The organism is Duganella sp. Dugasp56 (assembly GCF_047304105.1).
In the GTDB taxonomy this organism is placed as follows: domain Bacteria; phylum Pseudomonadota; class Gammaproteobacteria; order Burkholderiales; family Burkholderiaceae_D; genus Rugamonas; species Rugamonas hordei.
In genome coordinates this window covers 38,417-55,288 of sequence record NZ_JBGLYQ010000046.1, presented here as the reverse complement: position 1 = coordinate 55,288, position 16,872 = coordinate 38,417, and the positions used below count along the sequence as shown (strand labels likewise).

Genomic DNA, 16,872 nt, shown 5'->3' with positions numbered 1-16,872 from the left:
GTCTCCGCCCGCCGCCAGACCTGGCAGGCGGTCTCCCTGCTGCGCCGGGCCGCGCTGCCCGACCAGCACCATCTCGGCTGGGCCGTCATGTGGCTGGTGCTGGCCGCGCTGCTCGAAGTGCTGGGCCCCATCATGGGCAAGGCGCTGATCGACGAACACCTGCTGCCGCACCACCTGGACTGGCCGCGCATGGCCGCCCTGCTGGCCGGCGTGCTGTTCACCGGCTGGATCGCCAGCGGCCTGCGCTACCTGCAGCTGGTGCGCCTGTCCGGCCTGGCGATGCGCTCGGTGATGCGGCTGCGCGAGATGGTCTACGGCCACGTGCTGCTGCTGCCGATGGCCTTCTTCGACCGCGCCATCACCGGCCAGCTGGTGTCGCGCGTGACCAACGATACCGAAGCCGTCAAGACGCTGTACATCCAGGTGCTGTTCGTCATGCTCGATTCGACCATCGTGCTGGTCGGCACCGTCGCCGCGATGGCCTGGCTGGACTGGCACCTGATGCTCATCGTGCTGGCCCTGCTGCCGGCGGTGCTGCTGATCGTCTGGCTGTACCAGCGCTGGAGCGCGCCGGCCGTCACCCGCGCCCGCGCGCTGCGCAGCGACATCAACGGCCAGATGGCCGAATCGATAGGCGGCATGAGCGTGCTGCAGGCGAACAACGCCGAGGCGCGCTTCGGCGCCCGCTTCGCCGACACCAACCAGCAGCACTACACGGCGCGCCTGGCCGAGCTGCGCGCCAACGCCTGGCTGCTGCGTCCCGCGCTGGACATGTTCAACATCATCCTGCTGGCGGCCGTGATCTTCATGTTCGGCAAGCGCGAGATGACCGCCACCGAAGTCGGCGTGCTGTACGCCTTCATCAGCTACCTGGCGCGCGTGATCGAACCGCTGATCCAGATCACCATGCAATTCAGCCAGCTGCAGCAATCGGTGGTGGCCACCGCGCGCGTGGCCACGCTGCTGGACGAGGCGACCGCCTACGAGCACGACGCCGCCAGCGACGCCGGCAAGGACGCCGGCCTGGCCACCGCGCGCGCCGCCGCCAACGACAGCCACGTGCCGGCCGTCGCCATCCGCCACCTCAACTTCGCCTACAACGAAGGCAACACCGTGCTGCACGACCTGTCGCTGGAGATACCGCAAGGCGCCTTCTTCGGCATCGTCGGCCACACCGGCAGCGGCAAGTCCACGCTGCTGTCGCTGCTGCTGCGCTTTTATCCGGCCAGGCATGGCAGCATCGCCATCCACGGCATGCCGCTCGACGCCATCGCCAACGAGCGCTTCCGCGCCGAAGTGGGCCTGGTGCCGCAGGACCCCTTCCTGCTGGCCGCCTCGGCCCGCGAGAACATCGACATGGGCCGCGGCCTGACGCAGGCGCAGATCGAAGCGGCCGCCCGCGCCGCCCACGCGCACGACTTCATCATGGCGCTCGACCGGGGCTACGACACCGCGCTGGGCGAAGGCGGCTCGCGCCTGTCGGTCGGGCAGAAGCAGCTGGTCGCGATCGCCCGCGCGCTGGCCGGCCGGCCGCGCATCCTGCTGCTCGACGAGGCGACCTCGCACATCGATTCGCAAACCGAGCAGATCGTGCAGACCGCGCTGGACGAGTTGCGCGGCAAGGTGACGGTGATCGCCATCGCCCACCGCCTGTCGACCATCCGCGACGCCGACCGCATCATCGTGCTCAATCACGGCCGCATCGCCGAGACCGGACCGCACGAGCACCTGATGCAGATCGACGGCGGCCTGTACCAGCGGCTGTACCTGCTGCAGCAACTGGCAGCTTGAACAACATTGTCAAAACAGTAGAAATAAATGGCACGGTCGGCCACATTGTTAATTTTTTCACCACAAATACTGTGCATTTTGATGGAAAAAATCATCGCCGCGCGGGCTTTCTCGACTGCAACAAGAATATAATTGTCTAGACACTTTACAAGTGCAAACGACAATCGGGGGCGTGTGTTGGCAGGGATGAAAAATGGCTGGTTGCTGAAGCAGGCAAGGCCGCGCGCCGTCGCGGCGGGGACTTTGCTGGCGCTGTCGCTGGCACTGCCGCCGGCGCTGGCGCAATCGGCGGCGCCCATCTCCGCGGCCGACACGGCTAAAAACGAACTGTTCCACCGCATCCTCGACATCCGCGAACAAAGCCGCTTCGTGCCGGACAAGGCGCTGGCCCAGCTGCTCAAGCTGGCGCCCGAAGTGGGCACCGAAGCCCCCTACACGCAAGCCGAACTGCTGACCCAGATCAGCGCCGCGCGCATGCGCCTGGGCCAGAACGAGGAGGCGCTGGCTGCGGCCGAGCAGGTCATCAGCTACGGCAAGACGCTGCGCGACAACGTCATCATCGCCAAGGGCATGCTGGCCAAGGTCTACGTGCTGTTCGCCCAGGCCGACGTCAAGGCCGCGCACCGGCTGGCCTTCGAATCCGAGAAGCTGGCGCTCGCCACCAGCAACCTGGCCTTGCGCACGCAGGCCACCGTCACCGCCGGCCAGACCTACGCCGAGCAGGGCAACTTCCCCGATGCGCTGGTCAAGCTGCAGGCGGCGGTCGACATGTCGCGCCAGGTCAACGACGATCCGGCGATGCTGCCGGCCGCGCTCAACGCGCTGACCACGCTGTACACGCAGATGAAGGAATACGACAAGGCCTCCGCCACGCTCGACGAGCTGCTGACGGAAAGCGAAAAGCTCAAGTCGCCCGGCCGCATGGCGATCGCCAAGAATACCGAGTACGGCCTGGCCATCGATTCCGGCCAGCCCAAGCGCGCCTTGCGCGCGCTGCTGCAAAGCCTGGACCTGGAGCGCAAGCTGGGCGCCGAGCGCATGATCGGCGTGACACTGGTGAACCTGGCCGACAGCTACCTGAAAGAGCACGACTACGCGCGCGCCGCGCAGTACGCGGCAGAATCGCTGCGCTCGACGCTGCTGACCGGCGACAAGTCCACCGAGGGCACGGCGCGCGTCAACCTGGGCCAGGCCTACCTGGGCCTGGGCCGCATCGCCGAAGGCAAGAAGAGCTACGAAGCCGGCATGGCCCGCTACGAGCAGGAGAACAACAAGCCTGACCTGCAGTCGGCCCTGCGCGAATACGGCGAATCGCTGGAACGGGCGGGCGACCTGGCGGGCGCCGTGTCGGCCTATCACCGCGAACGCGCGCTGTCGAACGAGCTGTTTGAAGCGCAGCGGCAGAAATCCGTGCTGGAGCTGCAGGAGAAATACGAAACCGAGAAGAAGCAGCGCCAGATCGAGCTGCTGAGCCGCGAGAACCAGGTCAAGGGCGCGGAGATCGACAACCGCCGGCTGCAGCAGCGCGTGTGGTGGCTGCTGGCACTGGTGTTCGCGCTGGCGTCGATCGTGGTCGGCCTGCTGTACCGCAAGGTACGCCATGCCAACGCGCAGCTGGAAGTGAAGAACATGGAACTGAAGGCGCAGTCCACGCTGGACCCGTTGACCGCGCTGTACAACCGCCGCCACTTCCAGGACTTCATGCGCAGCATGAACCTGCAGAGCGACCAACGGGACCAGCACGAAAAACGACGCGCGCAGCACGGCGACGACATCGTCGGCGCATTGTTCCTGCTCGACGTCGACCACTTCAAGCACATCAACGACACCTACGGCCACGCCGCCGGCGACGTGGTGCTCAAGATGATCGCCGAGAACCTGCGCGTGGCGCTGCGCGAGACCGACATGATCGTGCGCTGGGGCGGCGAGGAATTCCTCGCCTTCCTGCCCGCGATACCGCGCCACGGCATCGACGAAATCGCCCGCCGCATCCTGGTCGGCATTTCGTCGCAGAGCATCCGCTACCAGGAGCACGATATCTCGGTCAATGTGTCGGTCGGCTTCGCCCCCTACCCGCTGGTGCCGGCCGACGCGCCGCTGCCGTGGGAGCGCGCGGTCAACCTGGTCGACATGGCGCTGTACCTGGCCAAGGCCCACGGCCGCAACCGCGCCTACGGCGTACGCGGTTTCAACAACTTCCAGCACACCTCGATGGAAGCGATCGAGCAGGATCTGGAGGGCGCCTGGCGCGCCGGCTTCGTCGACCTGAGCGTGGTGTTCGGCGGCGAACGGGTCGAACCGCCATCGGAGCACAGCAATGTCGTGCCGCTCAAGCGCGTGCTCCAGGAACCCGGGCACTGACAGCGCATCTTTGTCAAAATATAGATCGGGGGCGTCAGTTGGAGGTTAGCAAGCATCGAGGGTGGTTGTCCGGAGCACGGTCGCTGGCGTTGGGCGCGGCCGTCCTGGCCGCGCTGGCGGCAGGACCGGCACTGGCCCATTCCGAGCTGGATCAGCGCATCCTGGACCTGCGCGAACAAGGTCGCATCGATCCCGACCAGGCGCTGGCGCAACTGCTCGCGCTGCAGCCGCGGATGGACGACGCGCCTCCGCTCACCCGGACAGAGCGGCTGGTGCAGATCGGCCTTGCACAGCGGCTCATGCGCCAGAACGACGCGGCCCTGGCGACGGCCGAGCAGATCATCGCCTACGGCCAATCCCTGCACGACGATGTCGTCATCGCCCACGGCATGCGCGTCAAGGCGATCGCGGTCGGGGCGCGCGGCGACGCGAAGGCCGCCCACCAGTTGGCCCTCGACGCGGAAAAGCTGGCTTACACCACCAACGACAAGGCGCTGCAGGCGCAGGCCGCCACCACCGCCGGCGAGATCAGCGCGCGCCAGGGAAATTTCCTGACCGCGCTGGACCACCTGCAAGCGGCGGTCCGGCTTGCGCGCCAGGCCGGCGAAGATCCGGTATTGCTGGTCAACGCGCTGCTGCAGCTGACGTATCTCCATGTCCAGACCAGCGAGCGCGACAAGGCTTTCGCCTCGCTGGACGAACTCGAGAAGGAGACGGCCAGGCTGCGCTCCACGGCGCTGTCGATCGAAGCCAAGTTTATGGAATACGAGGTGGCGAACCGCTTCGGCCAACCCAAGCGCGCGCTGCAGGCGCTGCTCGACAATCTCGATCTTGAACGCAAACTGGGCGCGCGGCGCCTGCTCGTCTCGACCCAGGTCAACCTGTCCAATCTCTATCTGAAGAACCACGACTACGCATCGGCGGCGCACCACGCGTCCGAAGCGCTGCGGCAGGCGGTGGCCAACAAGTCCCCGCTGGGCGAGTCGAAGGCGCGCATGAACCTGGGGCATGCCTACCTGGGCCTGGGGCGCGTCGCCGAGGGCAAGAAATACTACGAGACCGGCATGGCATGGCTCGACAAGAACGACCTCAAGCCCCATCTGCAGGAAGCCTTGATGGAATATGGCCAGGCGCTGGAAACCGCCGGCGACATGGCCGGCGCGGTGCAGGCGTATCACCGCGAGCGCGCGCTGTCGGACGAGATGTCGGAGGCGCAGCGCCGCAAATCCATGCTGGAACTGCAGCAGAAGTACGAGACCGAGAAGAAGCAGCGCCAGATCGAGCTGCTGAGCCGCGAGAACCAGGTCAAGGGCGCGGAGATCGACAACCGCCGGCTGCAGCAGCGCGTGTGGTGGCTGCTGGCCGCGGCGTTCGCGCTGGCGTCGATGGTGGTCGGCCTGCTGTACCGCAAGGTGCGTCATGCCAACGCGCGGCTGGAAGTGAAGAACATGGAACTGAAGGCGCAGTCCACGCTGGACCCGCTGACCGCCCTGTACAACCGCCGCCACTTCCAGGACTTCATGCGCACCATGAACCTGGCCGACAGGCAGAGCGGCCAGCACGGCGACGACATCGTCGGCGCATTGTTCCTGCTCGACGTCGACCACTTCAAGCATATCAACGACACCTACGGCCACGCCGCCGGCGACGTGGTGCTCAAGATGATCGCCGAGAACCTGCGCGTGGCGCTGCGCGAGACCGACATGATCGTGCGCTGGGGCGGCGAGGAATTCCTCGCCTTCCTGCCGGCGATACCGCGCCACGGCATCGATGAAATCGCCCGCCGCATCCTGGTCGGCATTTCGTCGCAGACCATCCGCTACCAGGAGCACGATATCTCGGTCAATGTGTCGGTCGGCTTCGCGCCCTATCCGCTGGTGCCGGCCGACGCGCCGCTGCCGTGGGAGCGCGCGGTCAACCTGGTCGACATGGCGCTGTACCTGGCCAAGGCCCACGGCCGCAACCGCGCCTATGGCGTACGCGGCTTCAACAAATTCCAGCACACCTCGATGGAAGCGATCGAGCAGGACCTGGAACGGGCCTGGCGTGACGGCTTCGTCGACCTGAGCGTGGTGCTGGGCGATGCGCCGCAGCCGCAGCCGCCTTCGGAACACGGCAACGTGCGGGCGCTCAAACCGGCGGCGAAGGCGGCGCCCTGATGTCTGTGCAAACCGGCCGCCTCGCTTGGCCTTGGCGCCCGACGGTGCGGCCCGCCCTCGCCGTCATGGCCGCCGCGCTGGTGCTGGCGCCGGCATCGGCGCGGCCGCTGTCCGAGATGGACCAACGCATCATCGAGCTGCGCGACCAGATCCGCATGTTCCCGGACAAGGCGCTGGCGCAACTGCTCGAGCTGCAGCCCCGGATCGGCGTCGAAGCGCCGCGTACGCAGGCTGAATTGCTGACCCAGATCAGCGCCGTGCGCACGCGCCTGAACCAGCTCGCCGCGGCAGCGGATACGGCCGATCAAATCGTCGCCTACGGGCGATCCCAGCGCGACGACGTCATCGTGGCCAAGGGCTTGCTGGCACAGGAAACGGTGGCCTACGCGCGGGACGACAGCAAGGCGGCGCATCGGCATATCTTCGAGGCGGAACAGCTGGCGCAGCGCGCCGGCGACAAATCCCTGCTGGCCCAGGTCGAGGTGGAGGCCGGTGTGGCCCGCGCCGAGCTGGGCGACTTTCCCGCCGCGCTGGCCACGTTGCAATCGGCGGTCGGCGCCGCGCGTGGGGTGGACGACGACCAGATGCTGCTGTTTTACGCGCTCAGGGCGCTGACCCGGCTGTATGTCCAGACCAAGGATCGCGCGAAGGCCTACGCCACGCTGGACGAACTGACGGCGATGACGGAAAAACAGCGCCGGCCGATACAAATGGTGCAGCTGAAAACCAGCGAATACATCGTGACGATCAACTTCGGCCAGCGCGAACGCGCGCTGCGCGCGTTGCTGGACTGCGTGGCCCTGGAACGCAAGCTGGGCGCCAGGTACATGCTGCCTCCCACGCTCAACAACCTGGCCGATAACTATCTGAAGGCGCGCGACTACGCGCGGGCCGCGCAGTACGCGTCCGAAGCGCTGCGGGAGGCGAAGGGGCTCAACCTCACCGGCAGCGACGCGGCGGCGCACTCGAATCTGGGCCAGGCCTACCTGGGCATGGGACGCATCGCCGAAGGCAAAAAAAGCTTCGAGGCCAGCCTGGCCTGGTTCGAACACGTACAAAGCAAGCCCGACATACAGTCCAACTTGCTGGAATACGGGCAGGCGCTGGAAGACGCCGGCGACATGGCCGGGGCGATCCAGGCCTATCACCGCGAACGCCTCATCTCGAACGAACTGTTCGAGTCCAAACGGCGGCAGGCCGTGCTGGAACTGCAGGAAAGCTACGCGGCGGACGAGAAGCAGCGCCAGATCGCGCTGCTCAGCCGCGAGAACCGGATCAAGGATGTCGAGATCGACAACCGCCGCCTTCAGCAGCGCCTGTGGTGGCTGCTGGCATTGGTGTTTGGGCTGGCTTCGGTGGCGGGCGCCCTGCTGTATCGCAAGGTGCGCCAGGCACACGGGCGGCTGGAGACCAAGAACCTGGAGCTCAAGGCGCTGTCCATGCTCGATCCCCTGACCGCGCTGTACAACCGCCGCCACTTCCGCGACCACATGCAGCGCCTGGCGGCCGAGGGCAACGCCGCCGAACGGCGCGCGCCGCGCGACGACGACCTCATCGGTGCGCTGTTCCTGCTCGATGTCGACCACTTCAAGCAGGTCAACGACCACTACGGCCACGCCGCCGGCGACATCGTGCTGAAGATGGTGGCCAACAGCCTGCGCGTGGCGCTGCGCGAGACCGACATGATCGTGCGCTGGGGCGGCGAGGAATTCCTGGCCTTCCTGCCCGCGATCCGGCGCGGGCGCATCGACGAGGTGGCGCACCGCATCCTGGCCGGCGTTTCGTCGCAGACCGTCAGCTACCAGGGGCACGACATCTCGGTCCGGGTCTCGGTCGGCTTCGCGCCGTTCCCGCTGGCGCCGGCCGGCGTGCCGCTGGCGTGGGAGCGCGTGGTCAACCTGGCCGACATGGCGCTGTACCTGGCCAAGACCGGCGGCCGCAATCGCGCCTATGGCGTGCGCGGCTTCGACAACATCGGGGCCGCCTCCATCGAGGCGATCGAACAGAACCTGGAAGCCGCCTGGCACGCCGGCCTCGTCGATTTGAGTTTGGTGCTGGGCGAGGCGCCCGGATTACCGGCCAAGCCGGTCAACGCCGGCCTGTAGGGCGCCAGGGGGCCGCAGGGCCTACTTCGCCGGCGCGCTCGCTTCGCGTTCGCGCGCCTTTTCCTGCATCTTCTCGCCGGCCTGCTCCAGCTTCTTGCCGGCGGCCTCGGTCGCCTTGTTCAGCTTGTCGCCGGCCGCGTCGGTGGCCTTGTCGATCTGCTGGCTGGTTTCCTTGGCGGCATCGGTGATCTGCTGGTTGGCCTGCTGCGCCGCCTCGGTCAGCTGGCGGCCGGCCTTGTCGGTGGCCTGGTCCAGCCTGCGGCCCGCCGTTTCAGCGGGGCCGGCGCCGGTGTCGTCCTTCTTCTGGCAGCCGCCCAGCAGCGCCAGCATCATCAGTACGGCGGCTGCGCCGCCCATCGTTGTTTTGCTTGTCATCATCGTCTCCAAGAGGAATGAAATATTTCCAACAGCATACAACGACGCGGCGCGACGCAGCGCACGGCAGGCTATTTGTAGATGCCGACGCCGATGACATAGTCGCCGGACTTTTCAACGTAGGTGTTTTTCTCTTCGAGGTTCTTGGTGATGGAGTTGGGCCACATGTATTTGACCCAGCCCTTGCCGGCCGGACTGGCGCCGATCTTGAGGAACTCCTTGACCGGATAGACCCCGCCCGCGTTCAGTTCCATCAGCGGCTTGTTGATCATCTTGGCGTTGTTGCCGTGCGCCAGCGCGGTGCCGGTCTTGTCGAACATGAACACGTACAAGTCGCCCTGTACGAACTCGCCCTTCTGGTCGTTGAACGCGGCGATCGCCTTGTCCTTGCCGTTCTTTTGCAGGTATTCGCTGGCGCGCTTGACCATCGCCACCGCCTCGTCGGCGGTGCCGCGCCGGGGCGCGTCCTGCGCCGTGGCGGCGCCGGTCAGGGTCAGCGTCAGCGCTGCGGCCAGCAGGAACTGGAACAGGTTTTTCATGGCGGGTCTCCTTGGTTGAAGGCGCCAGGGCAGGCGCCGATGCGGGCGCCGGATCAGGCGATTTTCTTGGGTGGGGGCGGTGGCGTGAAGACGATGTTTTCGCCGGCCGGCGCGGTGTCCAGCGCTTCGGATTTTTCCAGCCAGTTCATCAGCTTTTCCATGCGGCGGATCAGGATGCCCTTGCTGCTGATGTAGCCGACCTGCTCGAAGTTTTCCGGCTTGCTGACCATCTTCGACACCGTCGGCAGGTTGTCCGCCAGGCGCTCGAAGGCCTTGCGCGCCTTTTGCTCCCACTTCACCAGGTTGGGTTCGTTGAAGCGGTTGCTCTCGTAGTAGATGGTCAGCGTGCGGTCGTGATTGCCGAAGCCGACTATCGCCGCCCCCATGCGCACCGTTTCCAGCACATCGTCCTTGATCGTTGCCGTCGGCACAAACAACGCTGCGCGCCCGGTGGAATCCGGTCGCTCCAGCGGCAAATCCTGTCCCATTAATACGCTCATCACGCTTCCTGTTCTCTACGCCGGAGTTGCTGCTAGGCTATATTTGTGATTCTATATCGCGGGTCCGGGCAATACAAGGAGAAACAGCGCCACCGTGGCGCGCCGGGTAATCGGGCTCGATGCTTACTTTATAATGTCGGCTGATCCTTCAGTCCGACACCACCATGACGTTTTCCCCCTCCGCCAGCCGTTTCGGCGACATTCCAGAGCACGCGGTCGACACGGCGGAGCGCAACGTGCGCGACACGCTGGCGCTGGCCATCGAGCACGCCGCGCCGCAGGCCGCGCTGATCGTCTACGACACCCGCACCGACCTCAACCGCGCGCTGACCGAGGCCTACCGCCGCGTGGTGCCGGACGCGCGCTTCGTCGACTTCGACACCGTCGCGCCGGAAGATGTGCTGTCCGCCTTCGCCGGCATGCACAGCGGCGACCTGGTGGTGCTGGTCCAGTCGACCAGCTTCCGGCTTGAAGCCTTCCGCATCCGCATCGAACTGTTCAAGCGCGGCCTGAAGGTGATCGAGCACGTGCACCTGTCGCGCATGCCCGGCGAACAGGGCCTGCACTACATCGCTTCGCTGGCCTACGACCCGGCCTACTACCGCGGCGTCGGCCACGCGCTCAAGGTCCGCATCGACAGCGCCCGACACGGCATGGTCGACAGCGGCAACGGCGAGCGGCTGGTCTTCGGTTCGCCGTTCGAATCGGCCAAGCTGAATATCGGCGACTACAGCGAAATGAACAACGTCGGCGGCCAGTTCCCGCTGGGCGAAGTGTTCACCGAGGCGCGCGACCTGGAAGCGGTGAACGGCCGGGTGCGGATCTTCGTGTTCGGCGACACCTCGTTCATGGTCAACAAGCCGGCCACGCCGGTCACGCTGATCGTCGAAAAGGGCCGCGTGACCGGCGCCGAAAACGCCACGCCGGAATTCGACAACATGCTGGCCATCATCCGCGCGCATGAGGGCGAGGTATGGCTGCGCGAACTGGGCTTCGGCATGAACCGCGCGTTCTCGCGCGAGTGCATGGTCAACGACATCGGCACGTTCGAGCGCATGTGCGGCATCCATCTGTCGCTGGGCGCCAAGCACGGCGTGTACGCCAAGCCGCAGTTCAAGCGCAAGGACGCGCGCTACCATGTCGACGTGTTCGCGGTCACGGAGGCCGTCTACCTCGACGACGAACCGGTCTACCGCGACGGCGCCTGGCAAGTCTAAGTCCGAAGGTGTCCGGCCGCAGCCAGCTCGCGGTCCCACGGCGGCACCGGCTGGTATTCCGCCACCAGGAAATCGATCAGCGCCCGCACCTTGGGCGACGGCTGGCGGCTGGCCGGATACAGCGCGCTCAGGTGGTTCAGCGGCAGCTCCCAGTCCGCCAGCACCGGCACCAGCGTGCCTTCCATCAGGCTGCGCCAGGCCAGGAAGGTGGTGTTGTAGACGATGCCCAGCCCGCGCTGCGCGGCCTGCTGCAATACCAGTCCATTGTTGGCGGTGAAGGCCGCCTGCACCCGCACCGTCTGCTGCTCGTCGCCCCGCGTGAAATGCCACGCCGTGCCGCCGGTCAGATGGCTGAAATGCAGGCAGCGGTGCTGCGCCAGGTCCTGCGGTGCCTGCGGCACGCCGTGCCGCGCCAGGTAGGCCGGCGACGCGCACAGCACCCCGCGGCACGGCGCCAGAGGCCGCATCGCCAGCGCATGCACGTCCGGTATGCCGCCGACCCGTATCGTCAAATCGAAACCATGCTCGATCGGATCGAGCAGCGCGTCGTCCACGGTCAGCATCGGCGCCAGTTGCGGGTGCGGCAGGCTGAATCGCGCCACGGCGTCGGCCAGCCACTCGCTGCCGAAACTGGACGGCGCCTGTATCCGCAGCGGGCCGGCCAGTTCGGCGCCACCCTGCGCGGCCTGGTTGACGGCCCGCGCCGCCTCCTGCGCCTGCGACACCGTCGCCATGCACGGCGCCAGGTAGGCCAGCCCGGCATCGGTCAGGCTCACCTCGCGCGTCGAACGGTGCAGCAGGCGCGCCTGCAGCTTGTCTTCCAGCTGCAGGATGGCCTTGCTGACCATGGCGCGCGTCAGCCCCAGGCGGCGGCCGGCCTCGCTGAAGCTGCGCAGCCTTGCCACCTCGACGAAAATCTCCATTGCCCGTAACTGGTCCATGGCCCGATTGTCTCCACATTGGCGACAATGTGTCAACCTTTTGCGGATTGTTAGGCCCGGAACCCGGACTTACAATGGCATCATCGATACTTCCCATCCGGAGCCCGCCATGCTGACAGACGCGCAAAAACAACAATTCCAGGCCGACGGCTACATCATCCTGCCAAACTTCAAGACGCCGCAGGAGATCGCCGCGCTGCGCGCGCGGGCCGCGGAGATTGTCAACGAATTCGACCCGAAAGGCGCCGGCATCTTCAGCACCATCGAACAGGAAAAGACCACCGACGACTATTTCCTCGGCTCGGACAACACGGTGCGCTGCTTCTTCGAGGAAGAAGCCTTCGGCCCGGACGGTGAGCTGAAACAGGACAAGTCGCTGTCGATCAACAAGATCGGCCACGCGATGCACGACCTCGACCCGGTGTTCCGCGCCTTCTCCACCGACGTGCGGCTGGCCGCCGTGGCGCGCGACCTCGGCCTGTCCGACGCCCAGGTCTGGCAATCGATGTACATCTTCAAGCAGCCCGGCATCGGCGGCGAAGTGCGCTGGCACCAGGACGCCACCTACTTCGACACCACGCCCGTCAGCGTCACCACCTTCTGGTTCGCGCTGGAAGACGCGACCCTGGACAACGGCTGCATGTGGGCCGAACCGGGCGGCCACCGCGGCCCGATGCGCGAACGCTTCCTGCGCAACGGCGACGACGTGCGCATGGAAAAACTCAGCGACATGCCATGGCCGGACAACAGCACCGCCGTGCCGCTCGAATGCAAGGCCGGCAGCCTGGTGTGCTTCCACGGCCTGCTGCCGCACTACAGCGCGCCCAACCGCTCGGCCGTCTCGCGCCATGCCTACACGCTGCACGTGACCGACGGCGCCACCGAATATTCGCCGCAGAACTGGATACAGCGCGACGCCGCCTTCCCGGTCCGAGGCTTCCTGTAATGCGCATCGAGATTTTTGCCGCCCACTGGGGCAACAACGAACTGGCGCCGCAGATATTCATCGACCGCGTCAAGCAGGCCGGCTTCGACGGCATCGAAATGTCGCTGCCGCTGGACGCCGCCGCGCGCGAGGACTGGACCGGCCGCATCGCCGCGGCAGGCCTCGGACTGATTGCAGCGCAGTGGGAAACGGTATTCCATCCGACCTTCGAGCCGCACAAGGCGGCGCTGGCCGAACTGCTGCACAATGCCTGCGCCGCCAGGCCGCTGCACGTGAACTCGCACACCGGCAAGGACTACTTCACGCCCGGGCAAAACCGCGAACTGCTGGAACTGGCGGCCGCCATCTCGCGCGAGCACGGCGTGCCCATCGTCCACGAGATCCACCGCAGCCGCTTCAGCGGCCATCCGATGCTGCTGCCCTACCTGCAACAGATGCCCGGGCTGGAGCTGACGGCCGACCTGTCGCACTGGTGCTGCGCCTGCGAATCGCTGCTGGAAGACCAACCGCAAACGCTGGCCGCCACGCTGCCGCACGTGCGCCACATTCATGCGCGCGTCGGCCACCAGCAAGGTCCGCAGGTGGCCGACTTCCGCGCGCCGGAAGCGCAGGCCGCGCTGCAGGCGCACCTGTCGTGGTGGGATGAGGTGATACGCCTGCGCCGCGCCGCCGGCGCCGAACGCATGACGCTGACGCCGGAATTCGGGCCCGTGCCGTACACGCAAACGCTGCCCTACACGCAAAAGGAAGTATCGAACGCCTGGGAGCTGAACCTGGCGATGCTGGACCTGCTGCGCCGCCGCTACAAAACCGAACCTGAAGCCTGGACGGCCGCGCCGTCCGGTGCCCGCATCGGCAGCACCAGCGTGACGGTGGTGCCGACGCCCTGCACGGATTCGACCTTGATGGTCCCGCGCAGCACGCCGGTGACAATGTTATAAACGATATTCATCCCCAGTCCCGAGCCGCCCTGTCCCAGCTTGGTGGTGAAGAAGGGATCGAAGATCTTGTGCAGCGTACCGGGCGACATGCCGACGCCGTCGTCCTTGAAGGTCAGCCGCACCATGTCGCCGGCCTCGCGTCGCGCCTCGATGGCGATGGTGCCGCAATCGCGGCCGTCAAAGCCGTGCAGCAGCGCGTTGCCGATCAGGTTGGTCAGCACCTGGCTCAAGCTGCCCGGATAGGAATCGAATTCCAGCCCCTCCGGCACGTCGGCGCTGACCAGGCACACATTGCGCCGCAGCTGCGCCGCATAGGTGGCCAGCGTGTCGTGCACCACCTCGTCGAGATGAAAGCGGCGCCGCTGGCCGCTGGCCTGGTCCACCGCCACCTGCTTGAACGACGTGATCAGGTCCGCCGCCCGCGTCAGCGAACTGTTCATGATGTCGCAAGCCTTGCGCGCGTCGGCCAGGTGCGCCTCCAGCGCCGAGCGTTTCAACCCGCCCTCATCCGCCAGCCGCCGCTCGAAATCGCGCACCATGTCGCTCAGGGCGCTGGCCGTCAACAGGCTGTTGCCGATCGGCGTATTCAGCTCGTGCGCCACGCCCGCCACCAGCGCGCCCAGCGACGCCATTTTTTCCGACGTCAGCAGATTGGTCTGCGCCTGCTTCAGCGTCTCCGCCACCACCGACAGGTCGCTGCGCGCCTGCTCCACATTGCCCTTCTGCCGTTCCAGCTCGGCCAGGCTGTATTCCAGGCCGTGCTTGGCGTCGACCACGCGCCGCGTCGACACCAGCAACGCGCCGATCAGCGCGCTGATGATGAAACCGGCCACGCCGATCAGCAGCACCGGCAGCGGATTGCGGCCGTAGCGCGCGCCGTCGTAGCCTTCGAAGCGCATCACCCAGCGCCGCTGGCCGACCGGCAGCATCTTTTCCGCCACCAGCCCGTCCAGCCGCGCGCCGCGCGGCTGATGGGTCTCGGCCTTGCCGTCGCTGTCGTACATCAGCGAGTCGGCGCCATGCGGCGTGGCGAGAACGTCGGACAGATAGCCGCTGTCTTCGATGCGCACGTGCAGGTGCTCCAGCAGCGACTGATCGATCACTTCGCGCATCAGCGTGTTGACGCGGAAGACGATGGCGACGAAACCGACCAGCGCCGCGCGCCGCTGTCCGACCGACTGCAGCGGCGCGCCGTTGCGGTACACCGGCGCGCGCGCCACGAATCCCGGTTCGCCGCTGGCATCCTGCACCAGCGTGATGCGCTCGGTGGCGACGATCTCGCCGGTGTCGCGGCCCAGCTCCAGCGCCTTCAGGTGCGGTGGCAGCGCGGCCAGGTCGAGGCCGAAGGCATTCTCGTTGCCTTTCAGCGGCTTGGTGATTTCAATGATGTAGTGCAGCGGACGGCGGCTGGCGGGATGGATGTGGAAGTCCGGATAACCCTGTGCATCGAGCGTGGTGTCGCCGCGCACCGCCTCGCTGAAGGCGGCCAGTTGCGCCTCCGGCACCGTGCGCACGAACTGGATCGCCTGGAAGCCGGGATAGCGCCGGTCCAGCTGCAGCTCGCTCAGGAAGCGGTCGAAGCGCGCGCGGTCGATGCGGTCTTCCAGCGCATACATGCCCTTGATCCCGAGCAGCATGTCGAAATAGGTTTGCAGCCGGACTTCGGCGTCGCGCCGGACCTTGTCGGCGTCGCGCTGGAAATTGGCCTTGGCTTGCTGATGCTGCGCCGTCGTCACCAGGTAACAGGTTCCCACCGTCAGGCAGATGCCGACGATGAAGGCCAGGTAGCCGCGCGAGCGTAGCATATGCGGAAGCATCGCTAGGCGGGATCGCTGTAGCGCTCCGCGATCGCCATGAATTCCTCCTCGACGGTCAGCATCGCGTCCACCACGTCCGGATCGAAATGCTCGCCGCTGCCCTGGCGTATCATCTCCATCGCCGTCTCGTGCGTGAAGGCCGGCTTGTAGACGCGCTTGGAGATCAGCGCGTCATACACATCGGCCACCGCCATCAGCCGCGCCGACATCGGAATCGCGTCGCCGGCCAGTCCTTCCGGATAGCCCGAGCCGTCGTACTTCTCCTGGTGCGAATAGGCGATCTCGCGCGCGTAGCGCAGGAAGGTGTTGGTGTAGCCCAGGCGGTTTTCGACGTCGACGATGGCGTCGCGCCCATACACCGTATGCATCTTCATCACGCTGAACTCCTCGTCGGTGAGCCGGTCGGGCTTGAGCAGGATGGCGTCCGGTATCGACACCTTGCCGATGTCGTGCAGCGGCGCGGCCTTGAACAGCGCCTTGATGCTGGCGTCGCTCAGCTCCTCCGAGAAGCGCTTGTGCGACTGCAGCTGGCGGCCCAGCGCGGCCACATAGTGCTGCACGCGGCTCAGGTGATTCGGCGTTTCGTATTCGCGCGTTTCGGCCAGCGAGGCCAGCGCCCAGATCATCGCGTCGAGCATCTGGCTCAGTTCCAGCGTCACTTCCTCGACCACGTGCTCGAGCAGGTTGCGCTGCTGCTTGAGCAGCTCGGTCGAGTGGCTCAGCCGCAGATGGGTGTCGACGCGGGCGCGCAACACGTCGCCGGCGACCGGCTTGGCGACGACGTCGGCGCCGCCCTCCTGGAAGGCGCGCGCCTCGTCCGGCTGCTGTTGCAGGAAAATGACAGGAATGCCCGCCGTGTCCGGGCTGGACTTGAGCTGATGGCACACGCTGTAGCCGCTCATGTCCGGCAGCGCCACGTCGAGCACCACCAGGTGCGGGCGCGGCACCTGCTGCATGACGTCCAGCGCGGCGCGGCCGCTGTTGGCCAGCATGACCTGGTACTGCTCCTGTAGCAGGCCGTTCATCAGGATCAGGTTGTCCGGCGCCTCGTCGACGATGAGCACGATGGCCTTTTTAATGTTCATCCGCCCCAACTCCCGATTGATTAGTTACTTCCACATCATAACCGAGCGGATTTACTCTCAAAACATTTTTTCTCTGTTAGCTTGCAATTGTATAG

At 66.3% G+C, this 16,872-nt stretch carries 12 protein-coding genes; 6 read left to right on the top strand and 6 right to left on the bottom strand.

Annotation, left to right across the window (positions count from 1 at the left end; genetic code table 11):
- From ACCD07_RS26265 to ACCD07_RS26250, 4 genes are all read left to right on the top strand, one after another.
- Positions 1-1,791, top strand: a 1,791-nt coding sequence (locus tag ACCD07_RS26265) for an ABC transporter ATP-binding protein (RefSeq protein WP_413449028.1), incomplete at its 5' end; no start/stop codon positions are given.
- 186 nt (positions 1,792-1,977) lie between these two features.
- Complete coding sequence (locus tag ACCD07_RS26260; protein WP_413449027.1) at positions 1,978-4,152, top strand: diguanylate cyclase; 2,175 nt, start codon at positions 1,978-1,980, stop codon at positions 4,150-4,152.
- A 65-nt stretch (positions 4,153-4,217) separates the two neighbouring features.
- Complete coding sequence (locus tag ACCD07_RS26255; protein WP_353403361.1) at positions 4,218-6,311, top strand: GGDEF domain-containing protein; 2,094 nt, start codon at positions 4,218-4,220, stop codon at positions 6,309-6,311.
- A complete protein-coding gene (locus ACCD07_RS26250) occupies positions 6,311-8,416 on the top strand; it encodes a diguanylate cyclase (RefSeq protein WP_413449026.1) in 2,106 nt (701 codons plus the stop codon). Before ACCD07_RS26255 ends, ACCD07_RS26250 begins: the two co-directional genes overlap by 1 nt.
- A gap of 21 nt (positions 8,417-8,437) precedes the next feature.
- Here the strand turns inward: ACCD07_RS26250 and ACCD07_RS26245 are convergent, their stop codons facing one another.
- The 3 genes from ACCD07_RS26245 to ACCD07_RS26235 form a co-directional block, all read right to left on the bottom strand.
- Positions 8,438-8,791, bottom strand: a complete 354-nt coding sequence (locus tag ACCD07_RS26245) for an apolipophorin (RefSeq protein WP_176652733.1) — start codon at positions 8,789-8,791, stop codon at positions 8,438-8,440.
- 71 nt (positions 8,792-8,862) lie between these two features.
- On the bottom strand, positions 8,863-9,330 hold the full coding sequence (locus tag ACCD07_RS26240) for a cache domain-containing protein (protein WP_176652732.1): 468 nt from the start codon (positions 9,328-9,330) through the stop codon (positions 8,863-8,865).
- A 53-nt stretch (positions 9,331-9,383) separates the two neighbouring features.
- Positions 9,384-9,830 (bottom strand): hypothetical protein, encoded by a 447-nt coding sequence (locus tag ACCD07_RS26235; protein WP_176652731.1) that lies wholly within the window; start codon positions 9,828-9,830, stop codon positions 9,384-9,386.
- Between the two features lie 164 nt (positions 9,831-9,994).
- Between ACCD07_RS26235 and ACCD07_RS26230 the strand changes: the two genes are divergently transcribed.
- The gene (locus ACCD07_RS26230) at positions 9,995-11,047 is read left to right on the top strand and encodes a hypothetical protein (RefSeq protein WP_413449025.1); all 1,053 of its coding nucleotides are present in this window, start codon (positions 9,995-9,997) and stop codon (positions 11,045-11,047) included.
- On the opposite strand, the gene ACCD07_RS26225 is transcribed toward ACCD07_RS26230, so the two are convergent.
- Positions 11,044-11,988 carry a LysR family transcriptional regulator gene (locus ACCD07_RS26225; protein ID WP_413449024.1) on the bottom strand — a complete coding sequence of 315 codons (945 nt, stop codon included), beginning with the start codon at positions 11,986-11,988 and terminating at the stop codon, positions 11,044-11,046. The two genes, ACCD07_RS26230 and ACCD07_RS26225, sit on opposite strands and share 4 nt — an antisense overlap.
- 109 nt (positions 11,989-12,097) lie before the next feature.
- On the opposite strand from ACCD07_RS26225, the gene ACCD07_RS26220 reads away from it, so the two are divergent.
- Positions 12,098-12,934: a phytanoyl-CoA dioxygenase family protein gene (locus ACCD07_RS26220; RefSeq protein ID WP_413449023.1), complete on the top strand. Its 837-nt coding sequence runs from the start codon at positions 12,098-12,100 to the stop codon at positions 12,932-12,934.
- An 802-nt stretch (positions 12,935-13,736) separates the two neighbouring features.
- Here the strand turns inward: ACCD07_RS26220 and ACCD07_RS26215 are convergent.
- Both ACCD07_RS26215 and ACCD07_RS26210 read right to left on the bottom strand, forming a co-directional pair.
- Positions 13,737-15,680, bottom strand: a complete 1,944-nt coding sequence (locus ACCD07_RS26215) for a CHASE domain-containing protein (RefSeq protein ID WP_176652728.1) — start codon at positions 15,678-15,680, stop codon at positions 13,737-13,739.
- A 14-nt stretch (positions 15,681-15,694) separates the two neighbouring features.
- A complete protein-coding gene (locus tag ACCD07_RS26210) occupies positions 15,695-16,777 on the bottom strand; it encodes an HD-GYP domain-containing protein (protein WP_413449022.1) in 1,083 nt (360 codons plus the stop codon).
- Between the last annotated feature and the right edge of the window lie 95 nt (positions 16,778-16,872).